Source organism: Pseudomonas sputi, assembly GCF_021603585.1.
GTDB lineage: Bacteria > Pseudomonadota > Gammaproteobacteria > Pseudomonadales > Pseudomonadaceae > Aquipseudomonas > Aquipseudomonas sputi.
This window is the reverse complement of record NZ_BQHI01000024.1, coordinates 23,521-38,773: the sequence shown is the minus strand read 5'-3', so window position 1 is coordinate 38,773 and position 15,253 is coordinate 23,521. Positions and strand designations below refer to the sequence as shown.

Annotated in this window: 15 protein-coding genes; 11 read left to right on the top strand and 4 right to left on the bottom strand. The window is 61.1% G+C overall.

Annotation, left to right across the window (positions count from 1 at the left end; translation table 11 throughout):
* Nucleotide 1 precedes the first annotated feature (1 nt).
* Together L6D81_RS23775 and L6D81_RS23770 are read left to right on the top strand one after the other, a co-directional pair.
* Entirely contained in the window at nt 2–811 is an 810-nt protein-coding gene (locus L6D81_RS23775; RefSeq protein ID WP_236182172.1) for an ABC transporter permease, read from the top strand.
* Nucleotides 812–828: 17 nt separating this feature from the next.
* Nucleotides 829–1,983, top strand: a complete 1,155-nt coding sequence (locus L6D81_RS23770) for an ABC transporter ATP-binding protein (protein WP_236182171.1) — start codon at nt 829–831, stop codon at nt 1,981–1,983.
* An 82-nt stretch (nt 1,984–2,065) separates the two neighbouring features.
* On the opposite strand, the gene map is transcribed toward L6D81_RS23770, so the two are convergent.
* Entirely contained in the window at nt 2,066–2,857 is a 792-nt protein-coding gene (gene map, locus L6D81_RS23765) for a type I methionyl aminopeptidase (protein ID WP_236182170.1), read from the bottom strand.
* Entirely contained in the window at nt 2,854–3,114 is a 261-nt protein-coding gene (locus tag L6D81_RS23760; RefSeq protein ID WP_236182169.1) for a ParD-like family protein, read from the bottom strand. Before L6D81_RS23760 ends, map begins: the two co-directional genes overlap by 4 nt.
* 432 nt (nt 3,115–3,546) lie before the next feature.
* Here L6D81_RS23760 and L6D81_RS23755 point away from each other — a divergent pair, with 432 nt between their 5' ends.
* The 5 genes from L6D81_RS23755 to yecR all read left to right on the top strand — a co-directional run bounded on the left by L6D81_RS23755 (nt 3,547) and on the right by yecR (nt 8,156).
* Entirely contained in the window at nt 3,547–4,923 is a 1,377-nt protein-coding gene (locus L6D81_RS23755; protein WP_236182168.1) for a pyridoxal-phosphate dependent enzyme, read from the top strand.
* The gene (locus tag L6D81_RS23750) at nt 4,920–6,098 is read left to right on the top strand and encodes a cystathionine gamma-synthase (RefSeq protein WP_236182167.1); all 1,179 of its coding nucleotides are present in this window, start codon (nt 4,920–4,922) and stop codon (nt 6,096–6,098) included. The genes L6D81_RS23755 and L6D81_RS23750 overlap by 4 nt, the downstream gene beginning before the upstream one ends.
* Before the next feature lie 656 nt (nt 6,099–6,754).
* Nucleotides 6,755–7,255, top strand: a complete 501-nt coding sequence (locus tag L6D81_RS23745) for a hypothetical protein (protein ID WP_236182166.1) — start codon at nt 6,755–6,757, stop codon at nt 7,253–7,255.
* 218 nt (nt 7,256–7,473) lie between these two features.
* Entirely contained in the window at nt 7,474–7,788 is a 315-nt protein-coding gene (locus L6D81_RS23740; protein ID WP_236182165.1) for a hypothetical protein, read from the top strand.
* Nucleotides 7,789–7,847: 59 nt separating this feature from the next.
* Entirely contained in the window at nt 7,848–8,156 is a 309-nt protein-coding gene (yecR, locus tag L6D81_RS23735) for a YecR family lipoprotein (protein WP_236182164.1), read from the top strand.
* Here yecR and L6D81_RS23730 read toward each other — a convergent pair.
* On the bottom strand, nt 8,128–9,765 hold the full coding sequence (locus L6D81_RS23730; protein WP_236182163.1) for an ATP-binding response regulator: 1,638 nt from the start codon (nt 9,763–9,765) through the stop codon (nt 8,128–8,130). The two genes, yecR and L6D81_RS23730, sit on opposite strands and share 29 nt — an antisense overlap.
* A gap of 112 nt (nt 9,766–9,877) precedes the next feature.
* Here L6D81_RS23730 and L6D81_RS23725 point away from each other — a divergent pair, with 112 nt between their 5' ends.
* Nucleotides 9,878–10,483 carry a LuxR C-terminal-related transcriptional regulator gene (locus L6D81_RS23725; RefSeq protein WP_236182162.1) on the top strand — a complete coding sequence of 202 codons (606 nt, stop codon included), beginning with the start codon at nt 9,878–9,880 and terminating at the stop codon, nt 10,481–10,483.
* A 15-nt stretch (nt 10,484–10,498) separates the two neighbouring features.
* On the opposite strand, the gene L6D81_RS23720 is transcribed toward L6D81_RS23725, so the two are convergent.
* Nucleotides 10,499–11,497 carry a bile acid:sodium symporter family protein gene (locus L6D81_RS23720; RefSeq protein ID WP_236182161.1) on the bottom strand — a complete coding sequence of 333 codons (999 nt, stop codon included), beginning with the start codon at nt 11,495–11,497 and terminating at the stop codon, nt 10,499–10,501.
* An 84-nt stretch (nt 11,498–11,581) separates the two neighbouring features.
* Between L6D81_RS23720 and L6D81_RS23715 the strand changes: the two genes are divergently transcribed.
* From L6D81_RS23715 to L6D81_RS23705, 3 genes are all read left to right on the top strand, one after another.
* On the top strand, nt 11,582–12,370 hold the full coding sequence (locus L6D81_RS23715; RefSeq protein ID WP_236182160.1) for an AraC family transcriptional regulator: 789 nt from the start codon (nt 11,582–11,584) through the stop codon (nt 12,368–12,370).
* A gap of 138 nt (nt 12,371–12,508) precedes the next feature.
* A complete protein-coding gene (locus L6D81_RS23710; protein ID WP_236182159.1) occupies nt 12,509–14,221 on the top strand; it encodes an amidase in 1,713 nt (570 codons plus the stop codon).
* Nucleotides 14,222–14,442: 221 nt separating this feature from the next.
* Complete coding sequence (locus L6D81_RS23705; RefSeq protein ID WP_236182158.1) at nt 14,443–14,916, top strand: hypothetical protein; 474 nt, start codon at nt 14,443–14,445, stop codon at nt 14,914–14,916.
* Nucleotides 14,917–15,253: the final 337 nt, after the last annotated feature.

Sequence of the window (15,253 nt, the reverse complement as noted above, 5' to 3'; positions counted from 1 at the left end):
GATGCTCCTGACGCCCAATGCCATGAGTCGCCGGATGCGCTTCGGCCTGTATTTCACCACCGGGTTGATCGGCCTGTTCCTGCTGTTGCCGATCGTGTTCATCGTCCTGTTGTCGTTCGGTTCGTCCCAGTGGCTGGTGTTCCCGCCACCGGGCTGGACGCTGAAATGGTACGTGCAGTTTTTCTCCAATGCCGACTGGATGAGCGCAGCGCTGGCCAGCCTCAAGGTCGCGGTGCTGACCACGATCTGCGCCGTCGCCCTCGGATTGCCGACGGCCTTTGCGCTGGTGCGCGGACGCTTCCCCGGCCGGGAAATGCTCTACGGCCTGTTCACCCTGCCGATGATCGTGCCGCTGGTGATCATCGCCGTGGCGGTGTATGCGCTGTTCCTCAAGCTCGGCTACACCGGGACGATGTTCGCCTTCGTCGTCAGCCATGTGATCGTCGCGCTGCCGTTCACCATCATCTCGATCATCAACTCGCTGAAGCTGTTCGATCAGTCGATTGAAGACGCGGCGGTGATCTGCGGAGCGTCACGCTTGCAGGCGGTGTTCAAGGTGACCTTCCCGGCGATTCGTCCGGGGATGGTGGCCGGCGCCCTCTTCGCTTTCCTGGTTTCGTGGGACGAAGTGGTCCTCAGCGTGATGATGGCCAGCCCGACCCTGCAAACCCTTCCCGTGAAAATGTGGACCACCCTGCGCCAGGACCTGACGCCCGTGATTGCCGTCGCCTCGACGCTGCTGATCGGCCTGTCGGTATTGGTCATGGTGATCGCCGCCGCCCTGCGCCGGCGCAACGAAATCCGCGCCTGAGCGCCCAGGAGTACGACATGAGTGCCGTGATCAAAGACGCATCCCAGCAGAACGACAAACCCCTGGTCAGCCTGCGCAACCTGAACAAGCACTACGGCGATTTCGCCGCCGTGGACAACATCTCGCTGGACATCAAGGACGGCGAATTCCTGACCTTTCTCGGCTCCAGCGGCTCGGGCAAAAGCACCACGCTGTCGATGCTCGCCGGCTTCGAAACCCCGAGCAGCGGCGAGATCCTGGTCAACGGCCAGTCGCTGGTGAACGTGCCGCCGCACAAGCGCGACATCGGCATGGTGTTCCAGCGTTATTCGCTGTTCCCGCATCTGTCGGTGCGTGACAACATCGCGTTCCCGCTGGCGATCCGCAAACTCGCTGCGGCCGAACGGGACAAACGGGTCGATGCGATGCTGAAACTGGTGCAACTCGAACAGTTCGCCCATCGCCGCCCTTCACAACTGTCCGGCGGCCAACAGCAACGGGTCGCCATTGCGCGGGCGCTGGTTTACGAGCCACGCATTCTGCTGATGGATGAACCCCTCGGCGCACTGGACAAGAAACTGCGTGAAGACTTGCAGGACGAACTGCGCCAGCTGCACCGTCGCCTCGGCATCACCATCGTCTACGTGACCCACGACCAGGAAGAAGCCATGCGCCTGTCCCAGCGCATCGCGATTTTCAGCCACGGCCAGATTGTCGGGCTCGGCAGCGGTTATGACCTGTACCAGAATCCGCCGAATGCGTTTGTCGCGTCGTTCCTCGGCAACTCGAATTTCCTCAAGCTCAAGGCACAAGGCAACGCGGCGGCGAGTTTTGAGGGGCAGTCGCTGTCGATCCGCCTGACTGCCGGATTGCAGACCGGGCAGGACGTGCTGCTGATGGTGCGCCCGGAAAAGGCGTTGGCACTGAGCGTGCAGCAAGCGATCGGTGAACCGTTGGCGGCGGGCTGGAACGAGGTGTCGGCGAAGGTGGTCGAGGTGCTGTTTCTGGGTGAGAGCCAGACGTGCAGTGTGGTGACGTCGGGCGGGACTTCGATGACGGTGAAGGCGTTGTCGGCGGCGGGTATGCCGTTGAAGGCCGGGGATCCGGTTCGGGTGCGCTGGGCGACGGCGGATGCCTGCGTCTACACCGAATGGGCCGAGAGTGATTTGAACAAAGCTGCCGGCGCTCACTGAAAAAACGCGTCATTTGTTAAATCCTGCCCCCGCCCTCTCTCTCCGGGAGAGGGCGGGAGTGAGGGCCAGCAGGCGACTCGGACTACCTGATCGGCGCAAACCCATCCATTTCGTCGGGCCAGGCCGTCAACACTTCAAACCCGTCTTCTGTCACCGCCACCATGTGCTCCCACTGCGCCGACAACGACTGATCCTTGGTCACCACCGTCCAGCCATCCGCCAGGCTCTTCACATGCCGCTTGCCGGCATTGAGCATCGGTTCGATGGTGAAGATCATCCCCGCCTTCAGCTTCAGCCCCTGCTGCGGATAACCGTAATGCAGCACCTGCGGCTCATCGTGATAAACCTTGCCGATCCCGTGACCGCAGTACTCGCGCACCACGCTGAATCCCTCCTTCTCCGCCAGGCTCTGAATCGCATGGCCGATGTCGCCCAACGTGGCACCCGGCCGCACGACGCGGATACCGGCACACATGGCGTCATAAGTGGTCTTGATCAGGTGTCGCGCCTCGGGCGTCGGTTCGCCGACCACGTACATGCGGCTGGTGTCGCCGAACCAGCCGTCCTTGATTACCGCGATATCGAGGTTGACGATGTCGCCGTCCTTCAGCACGCGCTTCGACGGAATGCCATGGCAGACCACTTCGTTGACCGACGCGCAAACGGTCTTCGGGAAGCCGTGATAGCCAACGTTGGCTGGAATCGCCTTCTGCACGTTGACGATGTAGTGGTTGCACAACTGGTCGAGCTGATCGGTGGTGACCCCGGCCTTGACGTGCGGCACCAGCATCGCCAGCACCTCGGCGGCCAGTCTTCCGGCCTCGCGGGATTGGGCGATTTCGGCCTGGGTGTTGATCTTGATCGGGTTTCTCATGCCTTGTCCGCCTCTTTGACCGAGGCGTTCTGCGCGGCATCCGCCAGTGCGCAGACGTGTTGCAGATCCAGACCGCCCGACTGCTCGGCGCGAATCAGCAACCGGCAAATGGCGTGGTGATCAAGGTCGGGATACAGCTCGGCGAGCATGCCGATGCGCATCCAGTGTTCGGCCTGCGCGTTGATCGAGCGGCTGAGTGCGTTGCTGGAGATGCGCAGATTCTCGTGCATGTCCTCTGAAATCTTTACGATGCCCATGGCAATATCCGATACGAAGTGTATATGGATCGTATATTAATCGTGCATCGTCCGGGATTGCAAACGCTGCATACCGGGTAAATCGCGGCGAAAAAAATCTGCCCGGCACCTGAGATTGGTATGACGTGACTTTGCGGCGGTGTGTATTTCACATTCTGACGAGCAATCAATCAGCATTTTTCGCTGCAAGATTTTTACTACCGGATCAAGCGCTTCGTGACGCTGAAGACGCCCTTTCAATACTCGATGACGCCTGCGTATAAACCCCTGCAAATCACTGCCTGCCCCTCGCTGATTTCGTTCTATCGTTAGATCGAAATGGCAGTGTTTCCGGCCGTTTAAAGGTTGCGACAGCACAGGTCTGAGCCTATGTTGCACGCGTGCTTTTTCCCCGCGAATGGAACGCGATCAACACCACAAAGAGGTGAAGAGATGTCAAAGGATTCACGCCCTGCCGTACTTGGGCTGATCGGCAATACACCGCTGGTACAAGTCACCCGCTTCGATACCGGCCCCTGCACACTGTTTCTCAAACTCGAATCACAGAACCCCGGCGGCTCGATCAAGGACCGTATCGGTCTGGCCATGATCGACGCTGCTGAACGCGACGGTCGCCTGCAACCCGGTGGCACGATTGTCGAGGCCACCGCCGGCAATACCGGTCTGGGCCTGGCCCTGGTCGGCCGCGCCAAGGGCTACCGGGTGGTGCTGGTGGTGCCGGACAAAATGTCCACCGAAAAAGTCCTGCACCTCAAGGCCATGGGCGCCGAAGTGCACATCACCCGCTCCGATGTCGGCAAGGGTCATCCCGAGTATTACCAGGATGTCGCTGCGCGTCTGGCCAAGGACATTCCCGGCGCCTTCTTCGCCGACCAGTTCAACAACCCCGCCAACCCGCTGGCCCACGAATGCAGCACCGGGCCGGAAATCTGGGCCCAGACCGAGCATGACCTGGACGCGATCGTAGTGGGTGTCGGTTCAGCCGGCACGTTGACCGGCCTGACCCGCTTCTTCAAGCGCGTGCAACCGGATCTGGAAATGGTCCTGGCCGATCCGGTCGGTTCGGTGATGGCTGAATACAGCCGCAGCCAGCATCTCGGCACCGCAGGTTCGTGGGCGGTGGAAGGCATCGGCGAGGACTTCATTCCGTCGATCACCGACCTGTCGAGCGTGCGCAGTGCCTACTCGATCAGCGACGAAGAAAGCTTCGATCATGCGCGCCAATTGCTGAAAGCCGAGGGCATTCTCGGCGGTTCGTCCACCGGCACCCTGCTCGCCGCCGCACTGCGTTACTGCCGCGAACAGACCGAGCCGAAACGTGTGGTCAGCTTCGTCTGCGACACCGGCACCCGTTACCTGTCGAAGGTTTACAACGATCAGTGGATGACCGATCAGGGCCTGTTGCAGCGCAAGCGCTACGGCGACCTGCGCGACCTGATTGCCCGACGCTTCGAAGACGGCAAAGTCGTCAGCGTTGGTCCGGACGATACGCTGATGACCGCGTTCCAGCGCATGCGCCTGGCCGACGTTTCACAACTGCCGGTGCTGGTGGATGGCAAACAACTGGTCGGCGTGATCGACGAATCGGACATTCTGGTGCGCGTGCATGAAGATGCCTCGCTCTTCAGCAAAGCGGTCTCCAGCGCGATGACCGACAAGTTGCAAACCCTCGCCCCCGGCGCCACGCTGGCTGAACTGGAAGCCGTGCTCAGCAGCGGCCTGGTGGCCATCATCGCCGACGCATCAGGCTTCCACGGCCTGATCACCCGCGTCGACATGCTCAATCAATTACGGAGATCCCTGGCATGAGCCAGCACGACAAAAACGCCCGTCAACAGGGTTTCGCCACCCGCGTGATCCACGCCGGGCAAACGCCGGACCCGACCACCGGCGCGCTGATGCCGCCGATCTACGCCAACTCCACCTACCTGCAAGACAGCCCCGGCGTGCACAAGGGGTTCGACTACGGTCGTTCGCACAACCCGACGCGTTTTGCCCTGGAGCGCTGCGTGGCGGATCTGGAGGGCGGCACCCAGGCGTTCGCCTTCGCGTCCGGGCTGGCGACGATTTCCACCGTGCTCGAACTGCTCGACGCCGGCTCGCACATCGTCTCCGGCAATGACCTGTACGGCGGCACGTTCCGCCTGTTCGACAAGGTGCGCCAGCGCAGTGCCGGGCATCGGTTCAGCTACGTCGATCTGGCCGATCTGTCGGCCTTCGAAGCGTCGCTGCAGGACGACACGCGCATGGTCATGGTCGAGACCCCGACCAACCCGCTGCTGAGCCTGTCCGACCTCGCCGCCATTGCGCGCATCTGCAAGGCGCGCGGGATCATCTGCGTGGCCGACAACACCTTTGCCAGCCCATGGATTCAGCGTCCGCTGGAACTGGGCTTCGACATCGTGCTGCACTCGACCACCAAGTACCTGAACGGTCACTCCGACGTGATCGGCGGGATCGCGGTAGTGGGCGACAATCCTGCGCTGGCCGAGCGCCTGGGCTTCCTGCAGAACGCCGTCGGCGCCATTTCCGGCCCGTTCGACGCGTTCCTCACCCTGCGCGGCGTGAAGACACTGGCGCTGCGTATGGAGCGTCATTGCAGCAACGCGCTGGAACTGGCGCGCTGGCTGGAGCAACAGCCGCAGGTCAAACACGTCTATTACCCGGGTCTGGAATCGCACCCGCAGCACGCACTGGCCAAGCGGCAGATGCGTGGTTTCGGCGGGATGATTTCCCTGGATCTGAACAGTGATCTGGCGGGCGCCCGGCGCTTCCTGGAGAACGTGCAGATCTTCGCTTTGGCCGAAAGCCTTGGCGGTGTGGAAAGTCTGATCGAGCACCCGGCGATCATGACTCACGCAACCATCCCGGCGGAAACCCGCGCCAAACTTGGCATCGGTGACAGCCTGGTGCGTCTGTCGGTGGGCGTCGAGGACATCGAGGACCTGCGTGCGGATCTGGCGCAGGCGTTGGCCAGTATCTAAAGCCGGAAAACGTCAAAGCCCGCGCGAGGCGGGCTTTGGTATTTGAGTAGGCGGCCAGTGCTGGTCTCTGGCTTACGAGGTTTCTCAGGACTCCCACAGTACAGGCAATGTGCTCTGCTGCTTCACACGGCATAAGGGCTGGAACCCAGCGCGGGGTTCTTTCTAACCGTGTACCCTTCGGAACGCGCCCAACGCTTCCTCGCTATCCGCTTGCGCATCAGTCTGCGTCTTCGCCTACATTCTTGAGCCTAGCAAACACGCGGCATTGCGCTACGCGGTTTTTAGACTGATTGTTTTCTAGCGCAGGCCTGCAAGGAAGCTAACCGACTATCGCCTTCACGCCCCTTCGGCCTGCCTCCCGCCAAGGGCGAACTATACTTCTCAGCTCGCTTTGCGGATTCCTGTAAACCGTCGACACCCGTGCACCTTCCGGTGCCCCCGTGCCACTCACCAATCTGGTTGACCCCGGGCCGACGAGCCTTCCGTCAATGATCGAATGACGGGTAGAGCTCGGTTGCTGTGTGGCTGATGGGGCGTGGAGAACATCATGAAGTACACGCTTTGGCCGGGCCTTGTCCTGGCAGTTGCGGCAACAGTGGCAATGCCCAGTGTCTGGGCTGCGCAGGCACAGGCATTGGCGTCGGATGGGGCGGATCATGTCGGCGCCGGAGCAGTTGCTTCTGACGGCGCGGATCACGTCGGCGCTGGAGCAGTCGCCTCTGACGGCGCGGATCATGTCGGTGCTGGGGCTGTTGCTTCTGATGGCGCGGATCACGTCGGTGCTGGCGCCGTCGCCTCTGACGGTGCCGATCATGTTGGCGCCGGAGCCGTCGCCTCTGATGGCGCGGATCATGTCGGTGCTGGCGCCGTCGCCTCTGATGGCGCGGATCACGTCGGTGCTGGAGCCGTCGCCTCTGACGGTGCCGATCATGTTGGCGCCGGAGCCGTCGCCTCTGATGGCGCGGATCATGTCGGTGCTGGAGCAGTTGCTTCTGATGGGGCGGATCATGTCGGTGCTGGCGCCGTTGCCTCTGACGGTTCCGATCACGTCGGCGCTGGCGCCCTCGCCGCCGATGGCGCAGACAAGGTCGGCGCCAGCCGGCTCGCCTATTCCCGCGCAGGCGTCGGTTCGGATCAGGTGGCTTCCGCCCTCATGAGCGGCAGCTATTCCGACCAGTTCAACAGCCCGCAATAACCGCTATCGGCGCAACCAGCCCACCGCTGGTTGCGCCGCACTAGCACATTTGTGCTAATCGACCACCCCGTTCCCTGGCGTTATATTCCCTCGCAACCCCCGACGCTCCCCAACATTGCCGCTGTGCAGTGCGCGGGATCGTTGTGCCTGGAAAAACAACAACACCAAGGAAGAAACACCATGAAACTGCAGCTCAGCCTCGCCAGAATCTCGATTCTCGGTGCCCTGCTCCTCGGCGCTAGCGGTTGCCAGACCGCCAAACCCACCGAAGACAGCATGCGCGAACGTGCCCAGACCGTCATCGGCCAACCGGTCACCAGGATCGGCAACATCCGCAACGACAGCACGCTGACCTATTACACCGCCTACACCGCCGCTGGCGAATACAACTGCGAGCTGCCCAGCGGCGCGATCATCGCAGTGGCCAGCATGGGCATCATGACGCCTCCGCTGTCCTGCCTGCCCAAAGGCGCGTCGCCGATTCCGTACCAGTAATCCGGCGCAGAAAACCGTTCCAACGCCTCTTCTCATCCGGTAAAGGATTGCGTTCAATCATGAAAACACTCATCGCCACCCTCAGCCTCGCGGCCGTCGTTCTCACCGGCTGCGCCACCCCCAAGCAATGGGAAGCCACCGGCGGCAGCAAGACCGACGGCGTTGTCCAGATCTCCTATGAACTGGGCCAGTTCGAAAGCGGGCAAACCTCCGCCGCTCAAGGGTTGGCCGCGGCTGAAGGACGTTGCAAGGTCTGGGGCTACAAGAGCGCCGAAGTGTCGGGCTCGGAGAAAAACATCTGCCGCACCATGGGCCAGTACAACTGCCTGCAAACCACCATCACGCAAGACTATCTGTGTAAGCGCTGACCCCTTCGGTCTGCCGGTCGCGCAGCGCACGCAAGGTCGCGCGCAGCTCGGCCGGGCGGACCGGCTTGGACAGAATGGCGATCTGGCGATCGTGCAGGGCCGCCTGAATTTTTTCGATGTCGTGCCCGGTGATGATCATGGCCGGCACCGCATAACCGCGCTGACGGCGAACCTCATCGATGCATTCGATGCCGGTACTGTGGGAACCGAGGTCATAGTCGGCAACGATGATGTCGCAGTCCGTGACCAGACCCTGCCCGCTCAGTTCGGCCTGCACGACGCAGCCCCAACGCTCGAGCAACGCCGAGGTCGCCAACAGAACGTTGCGATCATCCTCTACCAGACACACCTTCAACCCCGTCAGTAGACCGACCAGACGAGCCTCCTCACGATTGACCGGCACCTGCGGCGGCGCCAGCGGCAGCCCATGCAAGGTCACCGCCGTGCCACGCCCAAGCCGTGAGCGGATCGTGACGTCAACACCGATCAACTGCCCCAGGCGCCGGACAATCGACAGCCCCAGCCCCACGCCTTCAACGTCTTTGTCGCGCAACTGGCGAACCCGATAAAACTCCTCGAACACCTTGGGCAAATGCTCTTCGGCGATGCCGCTGCCCCGGTCATAGATCGCGATGGCCAAACCCGCGCCGCGCTTGCGCACACCAATCAGCACCGGCCGGTGGGCGCCGTATTTGAAGCAGTTGGAAAGCACGTTCTGGACCATGGTTGCCAGCAACGCCGGATCGGTGCGTACCCAATGTTCACAAGGCCGCAGACGCAACTCCACACCTGCCCAGCGTGCGGCTTCGGCATTCTGGCGGATCAGATCCGCCAGCCACTCGCCCAGTTCAAGCGTCTGCAACCGGGGCAGAATCCGCCCGTTATCAAGGGTGTAGAGATCGAGAATCGAGCGAAACAGCTGCGACACGTTGAGCAGCGAACGGTCGATGCTGTCCACCAGCCGCCGCTCTTCCTCGCCCAGCCGTGACTCGCGCAGGCATGCGGTAAACAGGCCGATGGAGTGGATCGGCTGGCGCAGGTCATGACTGGCCTGGGCCAGGAAACGTGATTTCTCCAGATTGGCGGCGACCGCTTCTTCAGATGCCTTGCGCGTGCGTTCCAGCAGCAGGTGCGCATACACCGGAATCACCGTGCTGGTGATCATCAGCATCAACACCATGAACGGTTGCGCCTGCCAGTACGGCGTCAACCGATAAACCGCCAGCAGTGCCAGCAACGCCAACACCGTGGCGATCGCCAGGTAGCGCGAGCCGTAGCGCATGCCATTACCGAGATTGACCCAGACCATGACGGCATAGATGGGCAACGCCGCTTCACCGCCGACCACCAGCCCGAAACTGGTGCCGGTGTAATCGTGGAGCATGCCGAAAATCCGCCGCGCCGGATAATGCCCCGGCCAGCGCACGATGGCCTGGCGCAGACCGACGGAGGCCAGTAGAAACAGAGCAATGTAGGTAACCACCGGCAGATAAGTATCGAAGCGCTGGCCCGGCAGGAAACCGAGCACGGCCATGTAAACCAGCGCAATGCTGGCGATGATGATGCGCAGATTGGCCTGATCGAGCTCGGTGTTCTTTTCGAACTTCATGGGGGAACGTCCTTGTGCAGCAGTCGTCATAACGCACGAATCAACAGGCAATGCCTTCGCCCGGTGCTAAGGTGCATGCCGTGAGCAATACTGACCCAGGGAGGGTTACGCCATGGCATGCCGAATCATCATAGCCGACGATCACCCGCTGTTTCGCGAAGCGCTGCTGCGCACCGTCCAGCGTTTGCTGCCCGACGCCCTGATCGAAGAAGCCGGCGACCTCGACACCGTGCTCGCCCTGCTGCCGTCCGGCGACGAGCCTGACACCTTGATCCTCGACCTGCGCTTTCCAGGCCTGACCTGTGTCAGCCAGCTCGCAGAACTGCGCCGGCGTTTGCCGCGAACCACGCTGATCGTGGTGTCGATGGTCGATGACGAAGCGCTGATCGGCGAAGTCATGGCCGCCGGCATCGATGGTTTTATCGGCAAGAACATCGCCCCCGACGAGATCGGTCAGGCGATCCGGGCGATTCGTGAAGGTGAGGTACTGGTGAAATTCGCCCCGTCCGGCCTGCTGCCGCTGGACACCGGCACCGCCCTCACCCCGCGTCAGCAAGAGGTGCTGCGGCTGATCGCCCAGGGCAAGACCAACAAGGAAATCGCCCGTGAACTGGATATTTCGCCGTTCACGGTGCGGATTCATGTGTCGTCGTTGTTGCGGGTGCTCAACGTGCCGTCGCGCGCTGCGGCGGCAGTCAAGTATTCCGGTGCGGGGTAACGCTGGAAGCCGAGATCAAGGATCAACCTGCGCCATCAGTTCAGGCACCGATTCCTGGCGTTTCGCATAGCGTTGCGCCAGCACCGCACAAACCATCAATTGAATCTGATGAAACAGCATCAGCGGCAGAATCAGCACGCCGATGGTGCTGCCGGCGAACAACACCTGCGCCATCGGCACACCGGTGGCCAGGCTTTTCTTCGAGCCGCAGAACAGGATGGTGATGCGATCCTCCAGACTGAAACCGAACGCCTTGCCCAGCAGCGTGGACGCCAACAGCACCAGTGCCAGCAGAATGCAGCAGACCACCACCAGCCCCAGCAGGTCGCTCACCGGAATCTGGTGCCAGATGCCCTCATTCACGGCTTCGCTGAACGCGCCGTAAACCACCAGCAGAATCGAGCCCTGATCGACGAATCTCAGCCAGTTCTTGTTGCGACCGACCCAGGCGCCGATCCAGCGACGGGCAATCTGACCTGCGATGAACGGCAGCAGCAATTGCACGCTGATTTTCACGATTGCGTCGAGGGTCGAACCGCCGTCACCGTGAACGTTCAGCAGCAGCGTCACCAGCAGCGGTGTCAGGAAAATCCCGAACAGACTGGACGCCGCCGCGCTGCAGATCGCCGCCGGAATATTGCCCCGCGCCAGCGACGTGAAGGCAATTGCCGATTGCACCGTGGCCGGCAGCGCACACAGGTAAAGCATGCCCATGTACAGCTGATCGCCGATCAATGGCGACAGCAGCGGCTTGAGCGCCAGTCCCAGTAGCGGGAACAGGACAAAGGTCAGGCCGAACACCAGCAAATGCAGGCGCCAGTGGCCGGCGCCGGCGATGATCGATTCCCGCGACAGCTTGGCGCCGTGCAGGAAAAACAGCAGCGCGATGGCGATGTTGGTCAGCCAGCCGAAACCGGTCGCGACCTGGCCGCTGGCGGGCAGGAAGCTGGCCAGCAGCACCACGCCGATCAGGGTCAGGGTGAAGTTGTCGGGCAAAAATCGTGGGCGCGTCATGGTTTGCTCATCCGGGGGTTGCCAGTACGTGGCAGCGACTCTAACGTGACTGGAAATTACCGACTAACGCCGAAGAACCCACAGATGCCGCCAAAAGGACATGACAAAAGCGTCAGACGCAGCATTCCCGGGCTTCCAAGCCTGCCGCGCCCGCTCTACGGGCGCACCGAATCGCTGCCCAATCGCGCGCTGACCCGCCGTCACAGTCATCCGTGGGTGCAGTTGTCCTACGCGATCCAGGGTGTGCTCGAAGTGCAGACCGCCGTCGGTCGCTTCGTTGCGCCGCCCGAGCGGGCGGTGTGGATTCCGGCGGGCGTGCCGCATCGGGTATTCAGTTCGCCGCACACCGAAATGCGCAGCCTGTATATCGATTGCAGCGTCGCCAACTGGGCGCCGGAGCGTTGTCATGTGCTCGGCGTCAGTGATCTTTTGCGTGAGCTGATTCGGGCCTTCAGTCAGATTCCTGTCGAATATGATCAGAGCGGCCCGCACGGGCGTCTGGCTCAGGTGATCCTCGATCAACTGGCCGATGCACAGCCCATCGATCTGATGCTGCCACTGCCGCAGGACAGTCGCTTGCGCCAGATCTACCAGAGTCTGGAGCAACATCCGGAACAGCAGACCACCCTGGCGCACTGGAGCGAAAAATTCGGCGTAACCGAGAAAACGCTGACTCGGCTGTTCCTGCGCGACACCGGTTTGACCTTCCGCACCTGGCGTCAGCGCCTGCGTCTGCTGGGTGCGCTGACGCCGCTGGAACGCGGCGAACGCGTCACCGACGTGGCTTTGGCCTGTGGTTATGACTCGACGTCGGCCTTTATCGCGGCGTTTCGCCAACAGTTCGGCGAGACGCCTGGAGAGTTTTTCCGATGAAATTAACCGATATTTATCGACTTTGTGCATGCCAATGGGCCCATTTCAGGGTAGAGTTTCGTCCATCAAGAATCTTTGACATCTTTCGACGATAACAATGACCAACCACCCTTTAGCGAACCTGTCGGCGGTAACAGCATGATCGAAGTCACTGAAGTTTCCATTGCCCAATTGCGCGCGGCGCTCGAATCCGGCCAGACCACGGCGGTTGAACTGGTGCAGGCCTATCTGGCGCGCATCGACGCCTTTGACGGGCCGGACACCGCCACTGCCCTGAATGCAGTGATCGTGCGCAACCCCGACGCGCTGAAAGAAGCGCAGGCCTCCGATGCCCGCCGTGCCAAAGGCGAAACTCTTGGCCCGCTGGACGGCATCCCCTACACCGCCAAGGACAGCTATCTGGTCAAAGGCCTGACCGCCGCGTCCGGCAGCCCGGCGTTCGCCGATCTGGTGGCCCAGCGCGATGCGTTTACCATCGAGCGCCTGCGTGCGGGCGGCGCTATCTGCCTGGGCAAGACCAACATGCCGCCGATGGCCAATGGCGGAATGCAGCGCGGCGTCTATGGCCGTGCCGAAAGCCCGTATAACGCTGATTATCTGACTGCACCGTTTGCTTCCGGCTCATCGAACGGTGCCGGCACCGCCACCGCTGCCAGCTTCTCGGCCTTCGGTCTGGCGGAAGAAACTTGGTCGAGCGGTCGCGGCCCGGCGTCGAACAACGGCCTGTGCGCCTACACGCCGTCGCGCGGCGTGATCTCGGTACGCGGCAACTGGCCGCTGACGCCGACCATGGACGTGGTGGTGCCCTACGCCCGCACCATGGCCGACCTGCTGGAAGTGCTCGACGTGGTGGTCGCCGAAGACACCGATCCCCGTGGCGACCTGTGGCGCCTGCAACCCTGGGTGCCGATCCCGAGCGTCGCCTCGGTGCGCCCGGCTTCCTATCTCGATCTGGCGGTGAAAAGTGATGCCCTGGCCGGCAAACGCCTGGGCGTGCCGCGCATGTACATCAACGCCGACCCTGAGGCCGGCACCAGCGACGAGCCGGGCATCGGCGGCCCGACCGGGCAACGTATCAACACCCGCGCCTCGGTGATCGATCTGTGGAAACAGGCACGCCAGGCCCTGGAAGCGGCCGGTGCCGAAGTGATCGAAGTGGATTTTCCGCTGGTCTCCAACTGCGAAGGTGACCGTCCGGGCGCACCGACCGTGTTCAATCGCGGCATCGTCTCCAAAGAATTCATGCACCACGAACTGTGGGACCTGTCGGCCTGGGCGTTCGATGATTTCCTGCGCGCCAACGGTGATCCGAAACTCAACCGTCTGGCAGACGTCGACGGGCCGAAAATCTTCCCGCACGACCCGGGCACCCTGCCCAACCGTGAAGGCGACCTCGCTGCCGGCATGGACGAATACGTGCGCATGGCCCAGCGCGGCATCACGCCGTGGGATCAGATCCCGACCCTGCCGGACGGCCTTCGCGGCCTGGAGAAAACCCGCAAGCTCGACCTCGAAGACTGGATGGATCGCCTCGGCCTGGATGCCGTGCTGTTCCCGACCAATGCCGACGTGGGCCCGGCCGACGCCGACGTCAACCCGGCCTCGGCGGACATCGCCTGGAGCAACGGCATCTGGGTCGCCAATGGCAACCTCGCGATCCGCCACCTCGGCGTGCCGACCGTCACCGTGCCGATGGGTGTGATGGCGGATATCGGCATGCCGGTCGGGCTGACGTTTGCCGGGCGTGCTTATGACGACTCGGCGCTGTTGCGGCTGGCGGCGGCGTTTGAAGCGACCGGATCAAAGCGTCGAGTCCCGCCTCGTACGCCGGCATTACACATTGAACAGTAAAATATCTATTGGTCGCTGACGCCTCTGAGCTTGAATAATGCCGCAAGGTACTTAACCCAAGAACACTCACCAACGAAAAACACACATCTCTACAAAAAGCGCAACTGTCAAATCTGACAGTTGCGCCATATAAAACAAAACACTAACGTCGAGCTTTAACGGGTAAGCATTTTGCACGCCCATTATATTAAATTCCAACTCGACGAATGGTTGAAAACCTCATGGACAACACCCAATTAATAGCCACTCCTGAACTCGACAAAATCCTCGGAAAGACATCTTCCGGGCAAGAATTCACGTCAAAGGTTTTATACTTCAAGGCAGGTTTTACACCTGCTCACCCAGACATAGGAGAGACATTCGACGCTACCCGATTCCTCTATAAATCCCTGGTTCCCGGCAAAATCAGCGTATTGGGATGGATTGTGTTACCTGATGGAAACAAGAACCAGATCGGGGTCGTTTTTCCCGAAGATACTGCGAATGGCACCCACCCTGTCTCCAATGATACTGATAAAATATATATTGTAGTTTCTGGAGACTTCACAGCCCATATTTCACGTGAAGGCTCCATCACAATCCTCCGCGACCTCGTAAACAAAACCATTGCGGCGGAATTTGAATTCTACATCGTTATCAATGATGTAAAATTCACCATTACAGACGGAAAACTTTACTTGCCAGAAACTCCATAATCGAAAAATCGCTCGAGAGATGCTTTATCAATATTTATAAAGCATCTCGGAAGCTGCTTTACTCATTCATTAAATATGCAGCGGGCTTTTAGTTAAATTTGATTCAGGAATTATCGAGAGAGTGACCTCACGCTGATTTACATCAATACCTTCTTTCGCTCCCACTCCGCCAATCCCTCCAGCAAATCCGCCGAACGCACAAAGAACAAACGCCCCGTCACCGCCGTACTGAAATCCAGCAGCCGGTCATAGTGGCCGAGATGTGTAAACGGCGCGCCACCCTTCTACGCCGAACTCGCGAAAGTCATGCAAGGACGCCGGTCGCGGACTGCTGAAC

Bases quoted from the DNA above. Each gene is read 5' to 3' on its own strand.
- L6D81_RS23775 (WP_236182172.1), top strand. From the start codon at position 2: ATGCTCCTGACGCCCAATGCCATGAGTCGCCGGATGCGCTTCGGCCTG.
- L6D81_RS23770 (WP_236182171.1), top strand. From the start codon at position 829: ATGAGTGCCGTGATCAAAGACGCATCCCAGCAGAACGACAAACCCCTG.
- map (WP_236182170.1), bottom strand. From the start codon at position 2,857: ATGAGAAACCCGATCAAGATCAACACCCAGGCCGAAATCGCCCAATCC.
- L6D81_RS23760 (WP_236182169.1), bottom strand. From the start codon at position 3,114: ATGGGCATCGTAAAGATTTCAGAGGACATGCACGAGAATCTGCGCATC.
- L6D81_RS23755 (WP_236182168.1), top strand. From the start codon at position 3,547: ATGTCAAAGGATTCACGCCCTGCCGTACTTGGGCTGATCGGCAATACA.
- L6D81_RS23750 (WP_236182167.1), top strand. From the start codon at position 4,920: ATGAGCCAGCACGACAAAAACGCCCGTCAACAGGGTTTCGCCACCCGC.
- L6D81_RS23745 (WP_236182166.1), top strand. From the start codon at position 6,755: ATGTCGGCGCCGGAGCAGTTGCTTCTGACGGCGCGGATCACGTCGGCG.
- L6D81_RS23740 (WP_236182165.1), top strand. From the start codon at position 7,474: ATGAAACTGCAGCTCAGCCTCGCCAGAATCTCGATTCTCGGTGCCCTG.
- yecR (WP_236182164.1), top strand. From the start codon at position 7,848: ATGAAAACACTCATCGCCACCCTCAGCCTCGCGGCCGTCGTTCTCACC.
- L6D81_RS23730 (WP_236182163.1), bottom strand. From the start codon at position 9,765: ATGAAGTTCGAAAAGAACACCGAGCTCGATCAGGCCAATCTGCGCATC.
- L6D81_RS23725 (WP_236182162.1), top strand. From the start codon at position 9,878: ATGGCATGCCGAATCATCATAGCCGACGATCACCCGCTGTTTCGCGAA.
- L6D81_RS23720 (WP_236182161.1), bottom strand. From the start codon at position 11,497: ATGACGCGCCCACGATTTTTGCCCGACAACTTCACCCTGACCCTGATC.
- L6D81_RS23715 (WP_236182160.1), top strand. From the start codon at position 11,582: ATGCCGCCAAAAGGACATGACAAAAGCGTCAGACGCAGCATTCCCGGG.
- L6D81_RS23710 (WP_236182159.1), top strand. From the start codon at position 12,509: ATGATCGAAGTCACTGAAGTTTCCATTGCCCAATTGCGCGCGGCGCTC.
- L6D81_RS23705 (WP_236182158.1), top strand. From the start codon at position 14,443: ATGGACAACACCCAATTAATAGCCACTCCTGAACTCGACAAAATCCTC.